This is a genomic window from Streptomyces sp. NPDC058246 (assembly GCF_042881985.1).
Classification (GTDB): domain Bacteria; phylum Actinomycetota; class Actinomycetes; order Streptomycetales; family Streptomycetaceae; genus Streptomyces.
The window spans coordinates 36,760-54,668 of record NZ_JBHVWZ010000022.1; the positions used below are offsets into that span (position 1 = coordinate 36,760).

The following is a 17,909-nucleotide window of genomic DNA, read 5'->3' on the forward strand; positions in this document are numbered from 1 at the left end:
GGGACGGGGTGGCGGAGCCTGCCAAGGTGCGCGGACCGGCCGGCCAGGAGGGCCTGCGGTGCCGGCGGATCGTGCGTGAGGGCGGCACCGGTCCGGTGCGCCACTGGCGGCGGTGCTGCCGCCGGTCCCGGACGGCGGGGACCGCGGGCCGGTCGTCGTCGGACGACTGGCGGCCCAACGCCGCTGCTTGCGCGGGGGTTTACGGCGCCATGATGAGCGCCGGCCTCAGCTCGTCGCCTTCTCGATGAGCGCCGGCCTCAGCTGGTCGCCTTCTCGATGAGCGCGCCGATGCGTGCCTCGACGGCGGCTGTCAGCTTCGTCAGGGCGTAGGTGGTCGGCCACATGGTGCCCTCGTCGAGACCCGCCTCGTCGCTGAAGCCCAGCGTGGCGTACCGCGACTTGAACTTCTCCGCGCTCTGGAAGAAGCAGACGACCTTGCCGTTCTTGGCGTACGCGGGCATCCCGTACCAGAGCTTCGGCGAGAGGTCCGGCGCGCCCGCTGTGACGATCTCATGGAGCCGCTCGGCGAGGACGCGGTCCGCTTCCGGCATCGCGGCGATCTTCGCGAGTACCTCGCTCTCCGGGTCCGCCTTGGCCGCCCGCGGGCTGCGGCGCGAGGCCGTCCTCAGCTCCTTGGCGCGCTCCTTCATCGCACCGCGCTCTTCGTCCGTGAATCCGTCGTGCTTCTCGGCGACCGCGCCGGCGCTCTTGGCGGACGTCTGCGTGCTCTTCATGGGGGGTTCCTCTCTTACCAGGCTTGATCGGACCACCGCCGAGGCGGACCGCTGGACGGATCAGGTCGTGGGTGCCAGCGACACGGCCTCCCAGGCGAACCCGTCGGGGTCGGTGAAAGACCCGGCGGCGCTGCCCAGCATGAGCCGGTGGGATCCGGTGCCGTCGGCAGGAACGCCGACGTCCTTGGCAAGGGCACGGCGCCCGTACAGCGCCAGTTTGACGGGAGACGACGGAGTGGCGAACTCGACGTACTTGCGGCCGAAGCTCTTCGCCACGGCGAGGCCACGCTCGACGTAGAACCGCTTGCTCGCGGCCACGTCCGTGGCTCCCAGCAGGAGCACGATCTCGTCGATCTGCCGGGTGGCCGGGCCGGTGTCCTTCTTCTCCGACGTGGCGACCTTCCAGATCGTTCCGTCCGGGGCCTGTACGACGCCGCCGTAGCCCCAGAACGACTTCGCGGCGGGCTTCAGGGGCGTGGCACCGGCGTCGAGGGCGGCGTCGATGAAGCCGTTGACGGTGGCCGGCCGGGACACGGTGAGTGACATCGCGAACCCGCGGAAGCCGGTGGTCGGCGCGTCCGAGGCCCGCAGGCGCACCTGAGTGTCCAGACCGAAAGCGGTGTAGAAGCGGCTGGCGGCGGTGAGGTCGGCCACCTCGAGGGTGACGGATGCGAAAGAAGTCATGTCCCTCACGCTAGTTGGGGCTCGGCCGCCGGTGCTTCTCGATTCCTGACCGGTCTGGTCACCTGCTTCGTCACGCACGACGGCATCCCCGCGGCAGCGCCCGCAGCGGCCGCGGCGTCTGCCGCGCGGCGCTGGTAGGCACTGGGCGGCATGCCGACCAGCTCGGTGAAGCGGGTGCTGAAGCTGCCCAGCGATGAGCAGCCGACCGCGAAGCAGACCTCCGTGACGCTGAGATCGCCGCGCCGCAGCAGCGCCGTCGCGCGCTCGATGCGACGCGTCATCAGATAGGCGTACGGCGACTCGCCGTAGGCGAGCCGGAACTGCCGGCTGAGATGTCCGGCCGACATGTGCGCGCCGCGGGCGAGCGCCTCGACGTTCAGCGGCTGCGCGTACTCCCTGTCGATCCGGTCGCGGACGCGGCGCAGTCGCGCGAGGTCGTTCAGGCGCTGCTGAGCGGCGAGTGCGCGCTGCCACGCGGGATGACACATGAGAGAAGTCCTTTCGTCCATGTCTGCGAGCACCTGAGTACCTCCTGAGGATGGAGCGGGCGGCGGCGAGCTGGGGAGCGGTTGTCGGCTCGCCCCGCACATAGGAGGCGTGGAAGCGCCGGCCGTCGCGTTCTTCGCCGTGGTCGCGACGCCGGCCGCCGGGGGCGGATCGATTGCCGAACGGCTCAGCGAAGCTGTTGGATGCGGACCAGGTTTCCCGCGGGATCGCGGAAGGCGCAGTCGCGCACGCCGTAGGGCTGATCGGTCGGCTCCTGGACGACCTCGGCGTCGCCGGCCTGCATCTTCTCGAAGGTGGCGTCGAGATCGTGGGTGGCCAGCAGGATCCAGCCGTAGGTGCCCTTGGCCATCATCTCGACGATGGTGCGGCGCTCGTCCTCGGTGACCCCGGGGTCGGCGGCCGGCGGCGCCAGCAGGATGGACGTACCGGGCTGATCGACGGGGCCGACCGTGATCCAGCGCATCCTGCCGTGCCCGACGTCGCTGCGGACCTCGAAGCCGAGGGCGTCGCGGTAGAAGGCCAGGGCGGCGTCCGGGTCGTCATGCGGGAGGGAGGTCGTGTGAATGGTGATGTCCATGACCGTCACGTTAGCGGCGGCTCCGTGACCGACGCTTCTCCAAATGTGATCCGTCTGAGTCACCTGCCCCGCATGCTGCCTGACGTCGCGTCACCCGGCGAAGGGGGCTCAGCCGCGCGCAACGGTGCGCTCAACCACGTGAGTTGTGCTCCGAACGGGCCGGGCGTACCAGCTGAAGCATCCGGGTCAGCCACTGTCCGGCCGCCTCACGGGAGCCGAACGGCCCCTTGCCGAAGGCGAGTTCGGTGGGTGTACGGGTCAGGACGGTGGTCCGACGATCAGGGACAGCATGAGTGCGGCGGCCGCCAGGAACCAATGATCCCGTTTCGTCAACGGGCCCGACCTCGTAGATCACCTTCAGGCCATCGCGACACGGGCCGGCCCGTCAGCCGAGTGGTACGCGCCTGAAGCGGCCCGCCACGCGCAGATCCGACTCGATCCGGCCGGCCGTGGCGTGGAGCTGGGGCAGCACGTCGCGCACGCACTCCTCGGGGGTACGGCGGCTGCTGTGCATGGCGACGTTCACCGCGGCCACCACCCGCCCGCCGCGCTCGCGCACCGGCACGGCGACAGACCGCAGCCCCTCCTCCAACTCCTCGTCCACCAAGGCGTATCCGGCCTTGCGTACGCGATCCAGCTCGGCCTTGAACGTCGCCGGGTCGGTGATGGTGCGTGGGGTCAGCGGGGTCAACGGACGCAGGTCGGCGACCCGCGTCCCGGGCTGGTCGGCCAGCAGGACCCGGCCCAGCGCGGTCGGGTACGCGGGCAGTCGGCTGCCGACGGTGATGTGGACGCTCATGATGCGGCTGGTGGAGACGCGGCCGGTGTACTGGATCTCGTCGCCGGCCAGGATCGCCAGCGACACCGAGTCGTGCAGCCGCTGGGACAGTTCGGTGAGGTGCGGCGCCGCGATCTCGGGGAGCGAGGTCCGCGACAGCGGCGGGAAGCCGAGGCCCAGGACACGTGGCGTGAGCCGGAAGACACGGTTGTGCGCGGTGACGTATCCGAGGTGTTCCAGGGTGATCAGCGCACGCCGGGCCGTGGCGCGGGCAAGTCCGGTGGCCTGGGCGACCTCCGTGAGGGTCAGTTCGGGCCGGCCCTCGCCGAACGCGGTGATCACGGTCAGGCCGCGGGCCAGCGACTCGATGAACTCCCGGCCCAGTTCCTGCTTGGAGGCACTGGTCCAGGTGGCGAGCCCGGAGGGAGCCACGGGTCCGACGGGCCGTGCGTCCCGTGAGCCCTGGTTGTCCCGTGAGCCCTGGGCGTCCCGTGAGTCCTGGGTGTCTCGTGATTCACCGGCACCCCGCGAGTCCGCGGCCCCCCGCGAGTCCTGGGCGTCCCGCGAGTCCGAGGCCCCCCGCGAGTCCTGGGCACCCCGCGAGTCCTGGGCACCCCGTGACTCCCGAGCTTCCCGTGAGTCCCGTGGCTTCCGTACGTCGTGTGCGTCGTGTGCGTCCCGTACGTCACGCGCCTCCCGCAGGTCTCGCTCCATCGCGGTCACGGCCTTCCGCAGCCGAGGCAGCAGCGTGTCCTGGAGGTCGCTCGCGGTGTGCCGGCTGGTGTGACTCACCACGCTCACCACACAGGCGATCCGCCCCGCCTCCCGCACGGGCAGCGAGATCGCGACGAGGCCGGGCTCGATCAGCTGGTCGTCCAGGGCCCAGCCGGCCTCCCGCGCCTCGGCCGTACGCCGCTCGAAGTCGTCGCCGACGGTGGGGAGTTGGGCGGCCGGGGCGGTGGCGTCGCTCCGTCCCTCCCCCTCACCTTCCCCATCCCCCTGACCGTCCAACGGGCGGCTGCGGGCCGGTACGGCGGGGAATCCCCGGTCCTCCGGATCGGCCGCCCGGCGTTCGTGCCAGCGCGCCCACTCCTGTTCGCCCCACTCGGTGGCGAACAGCGGTCCCGGCGCGGTGCGTTCGGCGGGGAGCAGATCGCCGATGCGGAAGCTGAGGGACATGGCGCGGCGCCGGGTCGCCTGGTGGATGAAGCGGATGCCGTCCCGGTCGCCGACGGCCAGGGACACCGACTCGTCCAGCTCGTCGGCGAGGGCGTCGGCGTGCGCGTCCAGGAGGCGGGGGAGCCGCAGGGCGGAGAGGTAGGCGTTGCCGAGTTCCATCAGACGGGGGGCCAGTACGGCGTCCCGGCCGTCGAGGCGTACGTATCCCATGCGCGCGAGGGTCGCCGTGATCCGGTCGACGGTGGAGCGCGCGAGTCCGGTGGCCCGTTCGAGGCCGCTGAGGCTGGAGGAGCCGTCGGCCTCGGTCAGCCGGCGCAGCACGGCGATACCCCGGATGAGGGGGGTGACGGCCTCGGCGGGCACCGCGGCCCCCGTCCTGATCTCGGACCGCATGCTCCCGGTCCCGGTCCCGGTCCCGGATCTGGGCGTGGCCCTGGTCCCGGCCCGGGGCGTGGCACCGGTGTCGGACGCGGGCGTGGCGCCGGTGTCAGACCCGGTCATGGCTCCCGTACCGGCCTCGCTACGAGGATCGGCCCCGGGGCCGGGCACGACGTTCGATGTCATGGGCTCTCCGTTGCGGCTCGGAAGAGACACCGTGGTGCGGATCTCGGAAGACACCGTAGTGCTTGCCGGGCCCCTCAAGCAGGTCAGCGCCACGCGGTGACTCGAGCAGGTCAGCGCCACGCGGTGACACGCCGTGCCACGGCCCGGCACACCGCGAGGCCTCAGCGGCGTGTCACGGACACCCGGTAGTTCCCCGCGAGGTCCGCCGCGGTGACGCGTACCGTGACCCCGGTCTTGGGGTCCTTGAAGGTCTCGCCGGGCGCGAAGGGCGCGTCGGAGAGTTCCGCGTGCACGTTGGGGGAGCGGGTGCAGCCCCCGCTGTCGCGGTGGGAGTCGTATACGTTGATGGGCCCGTTCCCGGTGTCGACGTCCGCGGTCACCTTGTAGATGAGGATGCCGGGACTGCAGACCGTGGAGTCGTTGCCGCCGCGGGTGCGCAGTTCGAGGGCGTATCCGCTCTTGGTGCTGGTGGGCACGAAGACGAGCTTGACCCCGCCGGTCCGGGCCAGCGGGGTGAGCGTGTACTCGGTGGTGCCGGGCGCCGCCGCGCAGCGGACCTGCGAGTCGTCGAGCCAGCCGAGCTTCCACTTGTGCCAGCCGAGCAGATCGTTGTCGGCCCCCCAGTCCTCGCTCATGATGTCCCAGTGCCCGACCGCGCCCCCGCCGTCCTGGGTGTAGAGGTCGGGCAGGCCGAAGGTGTGGCCGTTCTCGTGCGGGAGGACCCGGTAGCCGGTGTCGGTGTAGGAGCCGGAGCCGTCGTCCTGGCGGCTGTAGACGAAGGACGCGTTGGAGACCGGGACGCCGTCGGCGACCGGTGCCTCCGTGTTGCCGGCGAAGGTCACGGACAGGACGGTGTCCAGCGCGGAGGGGCCGGCGTTCGGCGTCACCAGGACGTTCAGGATGTCGTACTCGCGGAAATCGACCTCGGGGTCGGCCGCGGCCACGATGTCCTGGACCAGACCGCGGTACCCGGGGTCGAAGGGCGCGCCGCGCTCTATGCCGTAGTCCTTGAACGACTTCGGCATCCGCAGCCAGTGCTTGACGGGGGCCTCGGGGCGGTAGTCGAGGCGGCCGTACGAGGCGGTGCGGAACCATCGCTCGGTCTGCGGGAAGAACTCGCCGTAGCGGTCGAGCGCGCTGCCCTTTCCCGGCGCGTCGGAGAAGTCGACCATCAGGGTGAGGGCGTGCAGGATGCCGGTGGAGCGGGCGTAGCCGGGCGCGGTCGGGATGCCTTCTCCCATCTGTACGCCCAGCGGGCCGTTGATCATGCAGGGACCGAGCGCCGTGGAGCGGGCCAGTGCGATGGAGCCCGCCGTCGTGGAGCCCGCCGTGAGGTGTCCGGTGCCGGCGGAGGTGCTGACCGCCAGCGTCAATACGGTCACCGTGGCTATGGCGGCCACGCGGCGCGGGCGTATCCGACGTTTGGTCGGCTGCATGCGGGGGCCTTTCGCTCCACGGCAGCCGCCGGTTCAGGCTGCACCCTTGCGATCACCCTGTGTCGGCGGCGCGGCGGGCGCTCGCTGGAGGAGCCCGATCGGGTTTCCTCCCAGGGAGGACCTAAGGGAGGACCTAAGGGAGGACCTAAGGGAGGACCCCGGGGAGGAGTCTTTGAGGTCCACCGGGAGGCGCCCGGGAGGTGCCCTGCGAACGCCGGGAGCCCCAAGAGGACTGGCCAAGAGGACTGGCCAAGAGGACTAGCCAAGAGGGCCGGACGAGAGGGTCCGACGAGAGGCCGGCGGGAGGCCGGGCGGGAGTGTGACGCGGGTCACGTAAAAGAATCCGGCGGGCGGGAAATAACCGGGGATCGTTTCCCCGTTTAGCCATACGTCCGCGCGAAACGGGGAGCGAATCCCCGGATCGCCCCACAGCCTTCAAGCGCCACCACAGGCTTCACACGCCACTGGCGCGCCAGACCGGAAGACCCAGAAAGACGAGGAGTACGCCGTGGAAACCGCCACCCCCGCGCAGCGTCGAGTGGTCCGGCCGCGCGCCGATGCCCTGCGCAACCGGGAGCGGATCGTCGCCGCGGCCCGCGAGATGTTCGTCGAGTTCGGCGCCGAGGTGCCGTTCGACGAGATTGCCCGCCGGGCCGGTGTCGGCAACGCCACGCTGTACCGCAACTTCCCCGACCGCGACGCCCTCGCGCGGGAGGTCGTCTGCTCGGTGATGGACCGCACGTCGGAGTGGGTCGAGGAGGCGCTCACCGAGACCGGTGACGCCTTCGAGACGCTGAGCGGATTCGTGCACTTCTCCGCCGACGAGCGGATCGGTGCCCTGTGCCCGATGCTCTCCGAGACCTTCGACCAGAACCACCCCGATCTGGTGGCCGCGCGCGACCGGATCACCGACCTGATCGAGCAGCTGATGGCCCGCGCCCGCGAGGCCGGACAGCTGCGCCCCGACGTCGAGTTCGGCGACCTGATGATTGCCGTCACTCAGCTGACCAGGCCGCTGCCCGGCACCGCGTGCCAGGGCATCGACCGCTTCGTACACCGTCATCTGCAGCTGTTCCTGGACGGCATGCGGGCCCCGGCCCGCTCCGAGCTGCCCGGAGTGGCCGCCACCGTGGAGGACATGCGACGAGCGTGACCGAGTACGCCGAGTACGCCGTCCACCTGACCGATTAGTTCAGCGCAGCCCACCAGTCAGAACTCGCACAACGCCTCCGGCCGTCGCCGATGACGAGCCGTCCGTCTTCCTCGTCCTTTTTTCGCTACGAAGTACCGAAGTGGGTACCCCCATGTCTGAAACAGCCAAGGCCACCGCGAAGGCGGAACAGGCCGACGCCCATTCCAACCGCTGGAAAGCGCTCACCTTCATCGCGCTCGCCCAGCTGATGGTCGTCCTCGACGCGACCATCGTGAACATCGCGCTGCCCTCCGCCCAGCAGGACCTGGGCATATCGGACGGCAACCGCCAGTGGGTCATCACGGCCTACGCCCTCGCCTTCGGCGGTCTGCTGCTCTTCGGCGGCCGGATCGCCGACCTGTGGGGCCGCAAGCGCACCTTCGTCGCCGGTTTGATCGGCTTCGCCGGCGCGTCCGCCCTCGGTGGCGCGGCCACGAACGAGGCGATGATGCTCGGCGCCCGCGCCCTGCAGGGTGCGTTCGGCGCGCTGCTCGCGCCCGCCGCGCTCTCGCTGCTCGCCGTGATGTTCACCGAGGCCAAGGAGCGCGCCAAGGCGTTCGGCATCTACGGCGCGATCGCCGGTGGTGGCGGTGCCGTGGGCTTCATCCTCGGCGGCGTCCTCACCGAGTACCTCAACTGGCGCTGGACGTTCTTCGTCAACATCCCCTTCGCGATCATCGCGGCCGCGGGCGCGTACTTCGTCATCCGTGAGCCGGCGGGTGGCCGCAACCGCTCGCCGCTCGACATCCCGGGTGTCGTCCTGTCCACCCTCGGTCTGGTCTCGCTCGTCTACGGCTTCACCCGCGCCGAGTCCAACGGCTGGGGCGACTCCGTGACGGTCGGCCTGTTCATCGCCTCGGCCGTCCTGCTCGCGGCGTTCATCCTCACCGAGTCCAGGGTCAAGGCCCCGCTGCTGCCGCTGCGCGTCATCACCGAGCGCAACCGCGGCGGTGTCTACCTCTCGCTCGGCCTCGCGATCATCGCGATGTTCGGCCTGTTCCTCTTCCTGACCTACTACCTGCAGATCGTGAAGGGCTACTCGCCGGTCAAGACCGGCTTCGCCTTCCTGCCGATGATCGGCGGCATGATGGTGGGCTCCACGCAGATCGGCACCCGCCTGATGACCCGGGTCGCGCCGCGCCTGCTGATGGGCCCGGGCTTCCTGGTCGCCGCGCTCGGCATGCTGCTCCTGACCCAGCTGGAGATCGGCTCCTCGTACGCCAGCACGATCCTGCCGTCGATGGTGCTGCTCGGCCTCGGCATGGGTACGGCGTTCATGCCCGCCATGTCCCTGGCCACGCTGGGCGTCGAGCCCCGTGACGCCGGTGTCGCCTCCGCGATGGTCAACACCTCGCAGCAGGTGGGCGGTGCGATCGGCACGGCCCTGCTGAACACGATCGCCGCCTCGGCGACGACCTCGTACATCAAGGACCACATCGCGGGCGCCGCCTCCAAGTCCCAGCAGCAGCTGGTCCAGCTGGAGGGCCAGGTGCACGGCTACACCAACGCCATCTGGTTCGCCGTCGGCATCCTCGTCGTCGCCGCGACGATCGCCGTGACCTTCATCAACACCGGTCGCCCGGACGTCACTTCGGCCTCCGGGGCGAGTGCGGGCGACGGCATCGAGGACGAGGTGAAGGTGCCCGTGATCGCCCACTGATCACCCGTACCGCTGGTACTTCGGGTACTACGGCCACTACGGCCACTTCGGGTACTTCGCGTGCGGACGCGGGGTGGGGACGCCTCGTCCGTACGAATCCCAGGGTCCGCCCCGGCTCCGAACTCGATGGAGCCGGGGCGGACCCATGTCCGATGCCGGGCTTGGCTTGGCTTGGCCTGGCCTGACTTGGCCTGGCCTGGCCTGGCCGGGCTTGGCTCGGCTCAGCGCAGCCAGGGCAGGTCCGCCCCCGCGTCCTTCGGCTGGAGCCCCTCGGCGACGATGCGCATGGCCTCGCCGAGGGCCTTCTGCTGGTCGGGCGTGAGCCGGTCCAGGAGGGCCTGGCGTACGGCGGCCACATGGCCGGGCGCCGCCTTGCTCAGCGTCTCGAAGCCCGCGTCGGTGAGTACCGCGAACTGCCCCCGCTTGTCGGAGGGGCAGTTCTCGCGTCGTACCCAGCCGTTCTTCTCCAGGCGCGCGATCGCGTGGGAGAGGCGGGAGCGGGTGATCTTCGCGCTCATGGCCAGCTCGGTCATCCGCAGCCGCCGGCGCGGGGCTTCGGCGAGCTGCACGAGCAGGCCGTAGTAGATGTGCGGCATGCCCGCGTCACGCTGGAGCTGGCGGTCGAGATGGTCCTCGAGGAGGGTGGTGGCGTGCATGTACGCACGCCAGACGCGCTGTTCCTCGTCGGTGAGCCAGCGCGGCTCTTCAGCGGGTGCCGTGTTCATGTACTCCACTGTACGAGCCCCTTCTTGAAAATTAAACAAACCCGGCGTAAGCTCGGGGCGCAGAGCTTGATACTTCAAGTAACGATGGGTAACGGTCGCTAACAACTTCAAGTGTCAAGTACCCGCGCCTACGATTGAACCCTCCGGAGGGAGCAGCCGCCATGTCCGCCGCCACCGAGGAGCGATCCGCGCCCGAGCGCATGCCCGCCCTCTATCTGAGTCATGGTGCCCCGCCGCTCGCCGACGACCCGATCTGGCCCGGCCAGCTCGCCGCCTGGTCCGCCGACCTGCCGCGCCCCAAGGCCATCCTGATGGTCTCGGCCCACTGGGAAGAGGCCCCGCTCGCCCTCGGCGCGATCGAGACCGTCCCGCTCGTCTACGACTTCTGGGGCTTCCCCGAGCACTACTACCGGGTGACGTACGCGGCCCCCGGCGCCCCCGGACTCGCCGAGTCCGTCCGCAAGCTGCTGCGCGCGCCCGGCACGCCGGTGCAGGACATCCTGGACCGCGGACTCGACCACGGCGCCTACATCCCGCTGGTGGAGATGTTCCCCCAGGCCGACATCCCGGTCCTGCAGATCTCCATGCCGACCCTCGACCCGGTCCGGCTGTTCGAGATCGGCCGCAAGCTGGCGCCGCTGCGCGAGGAGGGCGTCCTGATCGTCGGCTCCGGCTTCTTCACTCACAACCTCGCGGCCCTGCGGCACACCGGCGGGGGCGTCCCGGCCTGGTCGAGCGAGTTCGACGACTGGGGTCACCGCGCCCTGGACGCCGGTGACGTGGACGCGCTGCTCGACTTCGAGCGCAAGTCCCCGGCGGGCCGCCTCGCCCACCCCCGCACCGAGCACTTCGCCCCCCTCTTCGTGACCATGGGTGCGGCGGACGCCTCCGGTGAACTGGACGGGCAGAAGTCCGTGATCGACGGCTTCTGGCTGGGGATGGCGAAGCGGTCGGTGCAGTTCGGCTGACGCCTGCTGCCGGTTTGCCCGCTGTCGTCCAGCGGCGCCTCTATCGGTCCAGCTCCTGGCTCTGTCGGTCCCGCTTTGTCTCTACTGGTCCAGCTCCTTCTCGTACCAGCCGACGTCCCAGTAGCGGCCGAATTTGCGGCCCACCTCGCGGTATGTGCCGACGTAGCGGAACCCGAAGCGCTCGTGCAGCCGCACGGACGCTTCGTTTCTCTCGGGCTGGGCGATGCCGGCGTAGGCGCGGTGGAGGTCCTCGTCGGCGAGGGCGGCGAAGAGAGCCTGGTAGAGGAGGGTGCCGACGCCGCGGCCGGTCGCGTGCGGGGCGAGGTAGACGGTGACCTCCACCGAGGTGGCGTACGCGGGCTTCGCGCGGAAGGCGCTGGAGGTGGCGTACCCAAGAATCGCCTGTGAGTCCGTGTCCGTGGCAACCATCAGGCGGTGCGGTCCGTCTTCAGGGTGGGAGAGCAGCCACGAGCGACGCTCTTCCGGCGTGAAGACAGCGGTATCGAATGTGATGGGCGTCTCACGTACGTAGTGGTTGTAGATGTCAGTGAGGGCGTCGAGATCGGCCTCGACTCCTGGCCTGACCTGCACCTCTGTACGTTCCGACGACATCCGTCCTCCCCTTGTGGGCCGACAGGGTACTGCATGATCAGAAAAATCGAGGGGCGGGTTGGGAATTCTGTCCGGATTCCAGTCGTTGTTTCCTTCGGATGCCGGGCACCCGGGAGGGTGAGCCCGAAGTCCAGGTCCACCCGCAAGCCCACCATCGCAAGGGAGCACGCATGGCAACCCGTGCCGTCGCCCGTCGTAAGTCCGCCACCGGCGAGACCACCGACGCGGCACGCAGTGTTCGCGTCGGAAGCGGCGAGATCGCCGACCGCGACCTGGTCGGCATGTACCTCGACGAGATCGCGCGTACGCCCCTGCTCGACGCCGCCAAGGAAGTCGAGCTGTCCCAGATCATCGAGGCGGGTGTGTTCGCGCGGCAGATCCTCGACGGTGAGGAGGCGGCCCAGGCCGATGCCTCCCGTGAGGAGCTCGAGGCACTGCTCGCCGAGGGCGAGCGCGCGAAGGACGTCTTCATCCGCTCGAACCTCCGGCTGGTCGTGGCCGTGGCCCGGCGCTATCCGCGCAGCGGCCTGCCCCTGCTCGACCTGATCCAGGAGGGCAACGCGGGTCTGGTGCGCGCGGTCGAGAAGTTCGACTACCGCAAGGGCTTCAAGTTCTCGACGTATGCGACGTGGTGGATCCGTCAGGCCATCACCCGTTCCATCGCCGACCAGTCGCGCACCATCCGCCTCCCCGTCCACCTGGTCGAGGAGCTGGGCCGGATCCGGCGCGTGCAGCGTGAGTTCAACCGCGAGCACGGCCGCGAGCCGGAGCACACGGAGATCGCCGCCGAGCTCGGTTCGACGCCGGAGCGCGTGGGCGACGTCCTGGACTGGGCCCGCGACCCGGTCTCGCTGAACATGGCGGTGGACGACGAGGGCGAGACCCAGTTCGGCGACCTGCTGGAGGACACCTCGGCCGTGTCTCCCGAGCAGTCCGTCCTCACCCTGCTGCGCAGCGAGGAGCTGGACGACCTGATCGGCCGCCTCGACCAGCGCACGGCCTCCATCATCAAGATGCGGTACGGCATCGATGACGGCCGGGAGCGCACGCTCACCGAGGTCGGCAAGGAGCACGGTCTCACGCGCGAGCGCATCCGCCAGATCGAGAAGCACGCCCTGCTGGAGCTGAAGAAGCTTGCGCGGGACACGGGGTTCGACGCGGCGGCGTGACGGACGCAGACGTCATTGGCCTGACCGTTCGGACGGCGACTGCTCGTGTTCGTGCGTGTTCGTTCGGACGGAAGTGGACCTTCCGCTCGGACGCGTGAGCCACGTTGGCCACAACTCGACCAGACATGGCCATGTAAGGCCGCTTCAACCTGCTGAGCTCGGGGCACAAGACTTCAGGGCCCAGGGTTCAGGGTTCCGTCCGGGGCGTATGCACTAGCCCCCACCAGAACCGAGTCCCGACGCACTCCCCCCCCGCGCCGGGACTCTTCCGGGCCGAGCTTCGGCGCCTTCCCCCCCTGGCGCCGGGGCTCGGCTCCATTTTGAGGGCGATTTCGAGGCGGGGGACTGAGAGGCCCCGGGCGCCGCCCGAGGTTGATTCCGGGCAGGCGTTGCCGGGCCACCCCGAACCTGAACCCCGGGGTGACCCGGATGGCAGATTCTGCCACAGGGGCATAACCTGCCGTCCGTGTCCGGTACCGAACGTGGGGTGCGCACCTCGGCCGACCGAGCGGCGTCCGCCCCGGTTGGTCGAACCCCAGCCTCTTCCTCCGTCTCCACCTCTTCCTCCGCCACCGCCGCTGCCTCCGCCGCCGGGGGTCGGGCGGCGAACGCCGGTCCTTCGCTGGTCGAACGGCGCAAGGCGGCCACCCGGATGGAGATCGCCCGGGCAGCGGCCAGGCTCTTCATGCGCGACGGGCTGCGGGCCACCCGTGCCGAGGACATCGCCCGAGCGGCCGGGATCGCACCGCGCACCTTTTACCGGTACTTCGCGTGCAAGGAAGAATCCCTCGGCCCGCTCTTCGCCGCCGGCGCCCAGAAGTGGGTGGAGGCGGTCCGGGACGCCCCCACCCCTCTGACGGTCCCCGAGGCCCTCCGGCACGCGATCGTCTCCACCTTGACCCCGGGTGTGGGTGTCCGTCCCGAGTCTCTGGACTGGGTCCGCTCCCTCCTGCGCCTGGCCGAGGGGAACCCGGCCCTGCTGAGGGTCTGGGGTGAGGCCTGCCAGACGGCGGAGCGCACACTGGCGGGCGTGCTGACGGCGAGGGTGTCCGGGCCCGAACTCCGCCTCAGCGCCGCCGTGGCGGGCGCGGCCGTCCGTGTCGCGGTGGAGGCCTGGGCAGCCGGTGACGACCCGGCCGACGGACCCAACGGTCCCGTCGCCCTCGCGGTACGCAATCTCGCGGCCCTCCGCGACTTTCCCTGGAGTGACGGCACCTGAGAATCTCCGGAGGGGCTGTTTCAGCCCGTCCGGCGTTTGAGGACGAGGCCGCTCAGGCCGATGCGGGGGTCTGGGGGCGGCAGCCCCCAGGTACGGGACGGGCAGGGGCGGAGGGGGCGAAAACCCGCTCCTCAGCCCCGCCCACCCGCACGCGACCGGGCGCTGCAGCCCACGTACGTCACGGCGTGGCGAGGTCGGGCTCCTGGTCCGGGCCGCCGGAGCCCACGTACGTCACGGCGTGGCGAGCTCGGGCTCCTGCTCCGGGCCGCCTGCCGCTCGTGTCAGCCGGCCACCCAAGTCCCGTAGATGAGAGACGAGCTCTGCCGGCTCCCGGACGGTGAACTCGCACTCGGCCATCGCCAACCGCACCGCCAGCCACTCGATGGAATCGCCCGCCGAGGAGCGCAGCCGGCAGCTGTGGTCGTCGATCGGCTCGGGAGTTCCGAGCCACGCGGGCACGCGCGCCGCGACGAACTCGGCGGGCGCGGCGAAGGTGACCTCGAACGCGTACGTCTCCTGCCGTCGGTACATCGACTGCCGCAAGTACTCGGCGGCGCTCCCGGTCGGCAGCTCGCGCGGCGTGAAGCGCGCCCCGGTCGCGAACGGCTCGCTGACCCGGTCGACGCGGAACGTACGCCAGTCCTCGCGATCGAGGTCGTACGCGACGAGGTACCAGCGACGGCCGGTGGAGACGAGCCGGTACGGCTCGGTCAGCCGCCGCGACGGCGTCCCGTCCCCCGAGCGGTACGCGAACCGCAGCCGTTCCCGCCCGGCGACGCTCGACGCCATCACGGTCAGCGTCTCGGGCGCGATGCTCGCCCCGTCCCCGCTGGTCAGCGGGGTGGTGGCGGCCTGCAGCGTGGACACGCGGTGCCGCAGCCGGGTCGGCAGCACCTGCTCCAGCTTGGCGAGGGCCCGTACGGAGGCCTCGTCCACGCCTTCGAGGGCGTGCCCGGCGCCGGCCCGCAGCCCCACCGCGATCGCCACCGCCTCCTCGTCGTCGAGCACGAGCGGCGGCATCGCCTTTCCCGCCACCAGCCGGTACCCGCCGTCCGCGCCCTTGGTCGCCTGCACCGGATAGCCCAGCTCGCGGAGCCGGTCGATGTCCCGGCGGACGGTACGACGGGATACCCCGAGCCGGTCGGAGAGCTCGCCGCCCGGCCATTCGCGGGGCGTCTGGAGGAGGGAGAGCAACTGGAGGAGCCGCGCCGGTGTGTCCGTTGTCATGAGTTCGAGGATGCCGCAGAACTAGGACGTGATCTGACCTAATGAGGCCGTAGCTTCTGGACATGACCTCCACCGAGACCCCTCTCAGTGCTCAGCCCGCCGCAGGCGGCCGGCGGCGCTGGTTCGCCCTCGCCATCGTGATGACCGCGGCCTTCATGGACCTGGTCGACGTCACGATCGTCAACATCGCCATACCGTCGATCAAGAAGGAGGCGGGTGCGTCGTTCAGCCAGATCCAGTGGATCACGGCGGGTTACGCGCTCGCCTTCGCCGCCGGACTCATCACCGGCGGACGGCTCGGCGACATCCACGGCCGCAAGCGGCTTTTCCTCCTCGGCATAGGCGGTTTCACGATCGCGTCGGCGCTGTGCGGCTTCGCCGCGAACCCGGAGATGCTCGTCGCCTCGCGCATCCTCCAGGGCGGAATGGCCGCGATGATGGTGCCGCAGGTGCTGTCGATCGTGCACGCGACCTTCCCGGCGCACGAGCGAGGCAAGGTGTTCGGGCTGTTCGGGGCGGTCGTCGGACTGGGTGCCGTATCCGGTCCGCTGCTCGGCGCGCTGCTCACCGAGTGGAACCTCTTCGGTCTGGAGTGGCGGCCGATCTTCCTCATCAACCTTCCGGTGGGCGTCGTCGCGCTGTTCCTCGGACGGAAGTTCATCAGCGAGTCCAAGGCCCCGCGGGCCCTCAAGCTCGACCTCGTCGGCGTCGCCCTGGTCACCCTCGGCCTGCTGATGCTGCTCTATCCGCTGACCCGCGGCCGCGAGCTGGGCTGGCCGCTGTGGGGGTACGTGTCGATGGCCGGCGCCCTCGTCGTGTTCGCGGCCCTGGTGGCGTACGAGAAGCGGAAGACGGCGCGGGACGGCTCCCCGCTGGTCGAGCTGTCGCTGTTCAAGGTGAAGAGCTTCGCGGCGGGCATCGCCGTACAGACCGTCTTCGGTGTCGGCCTCGGCATCTTCTTCCTGGTCTGGACGCTGTACATGCAGATCGGGCTGGGGTGGAGGCCGCTGCGGGCCGGGCTGACCGGGGTTCCCTTCTCGATCGCCGTGTCGGCGGCGGCGGGCATGTCCGTGCAACTGCTGGTGCCGCGCTTCGGACGCAAGGTGCTCCAGGCGGGCGCGCTGATCATGGCACTGGGAGTGCTGCTCTACATCTGGGAGTCCGACCGGTACGGCATGTCCATCGCCTCCTGGCAGATGGCGCTCCCGCTGGTCGTCATGGGCGCGGGGATGGGCCTCATCGTGGCGCCGCTGACGGACGCGGTGCTGTCGGAGGTCCCGCGCGAGCACTCGGGTTCGGCGTCGGGCCTGATCAACACCGTGCAGCAGATGGGCAACGCCCTCGGCCTCGGGCTGGTCTCGGTTCTCTTCTACGGGCAGATCAGCGACCGGCTGACCCCGGCCCAGGTGGGCCCCGCCTTCGTGAACGCCTTCCAGTACGCGCTCGGCTGGGTCGCGGCGGTGCTGGTGGTGATCTTCCTGCTGATGTTCGCGCTGCCCAAGCGGCCGGCGCAGCATGTGGAGGGCGCGGAGACCGAGCCCCTCGCGGAGGGGCGGGAGCCGCAACTCGTCGGCTGACCTGGAGGTCATGGCTTTGAAGGGGCTCGGCACCGCGGGTGCCGGGCCCTTTTCTGTTGGGCGCCGGGCGCCGGGCGCCGGGCGCCGGCTGCTGGGAGTTTCTGTTGTGCGCCGCCGCCCTGCTCTCCGCGTCGCCCTGCCCTCTGCGCCGCCCTGCTCTCCGCGTCGCTCTGCCGCCTTGTCGGCCCCTTGAGATCCAAAGTCCGTTCATGCCCGGATCGCGCCCGAACCTGTTTACTTTCTGGAAATCCGGGCATAGTCTGCGTTTGAAACCACAGGTTCGGGCATCGGTCGGAGGCGAACGGACATGTACGCACCGGAGCGGCAGCAGGAGATCCTCCGGCTCGCCCGTGACGGCGGCCGGGTGGACGTCCTCTCCCTGGCGGAAGAGTTCCAGGTCACCGCGGAGACCATCCGGCGGGACCTGAAGACCCTGGACCGCGCGGGTCTCGTACGCCGTGTGCACGGTGGTGCGATACCGGCCGGGCGGCTGGACTTCGAACCCGACCTCGCCGAGCGCGAGTCCACCGCGGCCGACCAGAAGGACCGCATCGCCGAGGCCGCTGTCGCCGAGCTGCCGACCGACGGCACGGTGATCCTGGACGCGGGCTCGACGGTCGCCCGGCTGGCCGGCGCGCTGCCTCTGGAGGCGACGCTCACCGTCGTCACCCACAGCCTGCCGATCGCGGCCCGCCTCGCGGACCACCCCGGCATCCAACTCCATCTCGTCGGGGGGCGCGTACGCCATCGCACGCGCGCCGCCGTGGACGCCTGGGCGCTCCGCGCGTACGGCGAGATCCGCGCCGATGTCCTCTTCATCGCCGCCAACGGCTTCTCCGCCGACTACGGACTGACCACCCCCGACCTCGCCGAGGCCGCCGTCAAGCGCGCGACCATGCACGCCGCGCGCCGCGTGGTGCTGCTCGCCGACTCCTCCAAGAGCGGCCAGGAACACTTCGCCCGGTTCGGCGACCTGGGCGACGTCGACCTGCTCATCACCGACCGCGGGTTGAGCCCCGAAGACTCCGCCGCCATCGAACGCGGCGGCACCGAAGTGCTGTGTGTATAGCGAGAAGTGAGGGAAGCGCCGTGCGTAGAAGC

16 protein-coding genes are annotated in these 17,909 nt (G+C 70.4%); 7 read left to right on the top strand and 9 right to left on the bottom strand.

The window, feature by feature from the left end:
• Positions 1-257 precede the first annotated feature (257 nt).
• The 6 genes from ACFVXA_RS27510 to ACFVXA_RS27535 all read right to left on the bottom strand — a co-directional run bounded on the left by ACFVXA_RS27510 (position 258) and on the right by ACFVXA_RS27535 (position 6,459).
• A complete protein-coding gene (locus ACFVXA_RS27510; RefSeq protein WP_390027173.1) occupies positions 258-734 on the bottom strand; it encodes an iron chaperone in 477 nt (158 codons plus the stop codon).
• A gap of 60 nt (positions 735-794) precedes the next feature.
• Positions 795-1,418: a glyoxalase gene (locus ACFVXA_RS27515; RefSeq protein WP_362016302.1), complete on the bottom strand. Its 624-nt coding sequence runs from the start codon at positions 1,416-1,418 to the stop codon at positions 795-797.
• A gap of 5 nt (positions 1,419-1,423) precedes the next feature.
• Positions 1,424-1,906 (bottom strand): helix-turn-helix transcriptional regulator, encoded by a 483-nt coding sequence (locus ACFVXA_RS27520; RefSeq protein WP_362016300.1) that lies wholly within the window; start codon positions 1,904-1,906, stop codon positions 1,424-1,426.
• 185 nt (positions 1,907-2,091) lie between these two features.
• Entirely contained in the window at positions 2,092-2,502 is a 411-nt protein-coding gene (locus ACFVXA_RS27525) for a VOC family protein (RefSeq protein WP_390027176.1), read from the bottom strand.
• A gap of 385 nt (positions 2,503-2,887) precedes the next feature.
• A complete protein-coding gene (locus tag ACFVXA_RS27530) occupies positions 2,888-4,852 on the bottom strand; it encodes an IclR family transcriptional regulator C-terminal domain-containing protein (RefSeq protein WP_390027179.1) in 1,965 nt (654 codons plus the stop codon).
• A gap of 332 nt (positions 4,853-5,184) precedes the next feature.
• Complete coding sequence (locus ACFVXA_RS27535; RefSeq protein ID WP_362016291.1) at positions 5,185-6,459, bottom strand: M6 family metalloprotease domain-containing protein; 1,275 nt, start codon at positions 6,457-6,459, stop codon at positions 5,185-5,187.
• A gap of 508 nt (positions 6,460-6,967) precedes the next feature.
• On the opposite strand from ACFVXA_RS27535, the gene ACFVXA_RS27540 reads away from it, so the two are divergent.
• Complete coding sequence (locus ACFVXA_RS27540; RefSeq protein ID WP_383741056.1) at positions 6,968-7,612, top strand: TetR/AcrR family transcriptional regulator; 645 nt, start codon at positions 6,968-6,970, stop codon at positions 7,610-7,612.
• 151 nt (positions 7,613-7,763) lie between these two features.
• On the top strand, positions 7,764-9,311 hold the full coding sequence (locus ACFVXA_RS27545; protein ID WP_362016285.1) for an MFS transporter: 1,548 nt from the start codon (positions 7,764-7,766) through the stop codon (positions 9,309-9,311).
• A 221-nt stretch (positions 9,312-9,532) separates the two neighbouring features.
• Here ACFVXA_RS27545 and ACFVXA_RS27550 read toward each other — a convergent pair whose 3' ends face one another.
• A complete protein-coding gene (locus tag ACFVXA_RS27550; protein WP_362016283.1) occupies positions 9,533-10,036 on the bottom strand; it encodes a MarR family transcriptional regulator in 504 nt (167 codons plus the stop codon).
• A gap of 200 nt (positions 10,037-10,236) precedes the next feature.
• Here ACFVXA_RS27550 and ACFVXA_RS27555 point away from each other — a divergent pair, with 200 nt between their 5' ends.
• Positions 10,237-11,004: a dioxygenase gene (locus tag ACFVXA_RS27555; RefSeq protein WP_390027253.1), complete on the top strand. Its 768-nt coding sequence runs from the start codon at positions 10,237-10,239 to the stop codon at positions 11,002-11,004.
• An 81-nt stretch (positions 11,005-11,085) separates the two neighbouring features.
• On the opposite strand, the gene ACFVXA_RS27560 is transcribed toward ACFVXA_RS27555, so the two are convergent.
• Positions 11,086-11,616, bottom strand: a complete 531-nt coding sequence (locus tag ACFVXA_RS27560) for a GNAT family N-acetyltransferase (protein WP_389467846.1) — start codon at positions 11,614-11,616, stop codon at positions 11,086-11,088.
• Positions 11,617-11,786: 170 nt separating this feature from the next.
• On the opposite strand from ACFVXA_RS27560, the gene ACFVXA_RS27565 reads away from it, so the two are divergent.
• Both ACFVXA_RS27565 and ACFVXA_RS27570 read left to right on the top strand, forming a co-directional pair.
• Entirely contained in the window at positions 11,787-12,785 is a 999-nt protein-coding gene (locus ACFVXA_RS27565; RefSeq protein WP_362016275.1) for a sigma-70 family RNA polymerase sigma factor, read from the top strand.
• A gap of 466 nt (positions 12,786-13,251) precedes the next feature.
• A complete protein-coding gene (locus ACFVXA_RS27570) occupies positions 13,252-14,004 on the top strand; it encodes a TetR family transcriptional regulator (protein WP_384019157.1) in 753 nt (250 codons plus the stop codon).
• Positions 14,005-14,235: 231 nt separating this feature from the next.
• Here ACFVXA_RS27570 and ACFVXA_RS27575 read toward each other — a convergent pair whose 3' ends face one another.
• A complete protein-coding gene (locus ACFVXA_RS27575) occupies positions 14,236-15,231 on the bottom strand; it encodes a helix-turn-helix transcriptional regulator (RefSeq protein WP_383903577.1) in 996 nt (331 codons plus the stop codon).
• A 62-nt stretch (positions 15,232-15,293) separates the two neighbouring features.
• On the opposite strand from ACFVXA_RS27575, the gene ACFVXA_RS27580 reads away from it, so the two are divergent.
• Entirely contained in the window at positions 15,294-16,808 is a 1,515-nt protein-coding gene (locus ACFVXA_RS27580; protein ID WP_362016269.1) for an MFS transporter, read from the top strand.
• A 307-nt stretch (positions 16,809-17,115) separates the two neighbouring features.
• Positions 17,116-17,877: a DeoR/GlpR family DNA-binding transcription regulator gene (locus ACFVXA_RS27585; protein WP_383741066.1), complete on the top strand. Its 762-nt coding sequence runs from the start codon at positions 17,116-17,118 to the stop codon at positions 17,875-17,877.
• Positions 17,878-17,909 lie beyond the last annotated feature (32 nt).

Excerpts from the sequence above, each read along its gene's own strand:
- ACFVXA_RS27510 (WP_390027173.1), bottom strand. The coding sequence starts at position 734 with ATGAAGAGCACGCAGACGTCCGCCAAGAGCGCCGGCGCGGTCGCCGAG.
- ACFVXA_RS27515 (WP_362016302.1), bottom strand. The coding sequence starts at position 1,418 with ATGACTTCTTTCGCATCCGTCACCCTCGAGGTGGCCGACCTCACCGCC.
- ACFVXA_RS27520 (WP_362016300.1), bottom strand. The coding sequence starts at position 1,906 with ATGTGTCATCCCGCGTGGCAGCGCGCACTCGCCGCTCAGCAGCGCCTG.
- ACFVXA_RS27525 (WP_390027176.1), bottom strand. The coding sequence starts at position 2,502 with ATGGACATCACCATTCACACGACCTCCCTCCCGCATGACGACCCGGAC.
- ACFVXA_RS27530 (WP_390027179.1), bottom strand. The coding sequence starts at position 4,852 with ATGCGGTCCGAGATCAGGACGGGGGCCGCGGTGCCCGCCGAGGCCGTC.
- ACFVXA_RS27535 (WP_362016291.1), bottom strand. The coding sequence starts at position 6,459 with ATGCAGCCGACCAAACGTCGGATACGCCCGCGCCGCGTGGCCGCCATA.
- ACFVXA_RS27545 (WP_362016285.1), top strand. The coding sequence starts at position 7,764 with ATGTCTGAAACAGCCAAGGCCACCGCGAAGGCGGAACAGGCCGACGCC.
- ACFVXA_RS27550 (WP_362016283.1), bottom strand. The coding sequence starts at position 10,036 with ATGAACACGGCACCCGCTGAAGAGCCGCGCTGGCTCACCGACGAGGAA.
- ACFVXA_RS27555 (WP_390027253.1), top strand. The coding sequence starts at position 10,237 with ATGCCCGCCCTCTATCTGAGTCATGGTGCCCCGCCGCTCGCCGACGAC.
- ACFVXA_RS27560 (WP_389467846.1), bottom strand. The coding sequence starts at position 11,616 with ATGTCGTCGGAACGTACAGAGGTGCAGGTCAGGCCAGGAGTCGAGGCC.
- ACFVXA_RS27565 (WP_362016275.1), top strand. The coding sequence starts at position 11,787 with ATGGCAACCCGTGCCGTCGCCCGTCGTAAGTCCGCCACCGGCGAGACC.
- ACFVXA_RS27575 (WP_383903577.1), bottom strand. The coding sequence starts at position 15,231 with ATGACAACGGACACACCGGCGCGGCTCCTCCAGTTGCTCTCCCTCCTC.
- ACFVXA_RS27580 (WP_362016269.1), top strand. The coding sequence starts at position 15,294 with ATGACCTCCACCGAGACCCCTCTCAGTGCTCAGCCCGCCGCAGGCGGC.
- ACFVXA_RS27585 (WP_383741066.1), top strand. The coding sequence starts at position 17,116 with ATGTACGCACCGGAGCGGCAGCAGGAGATCCTCCGGCTCGCCCGTGAC.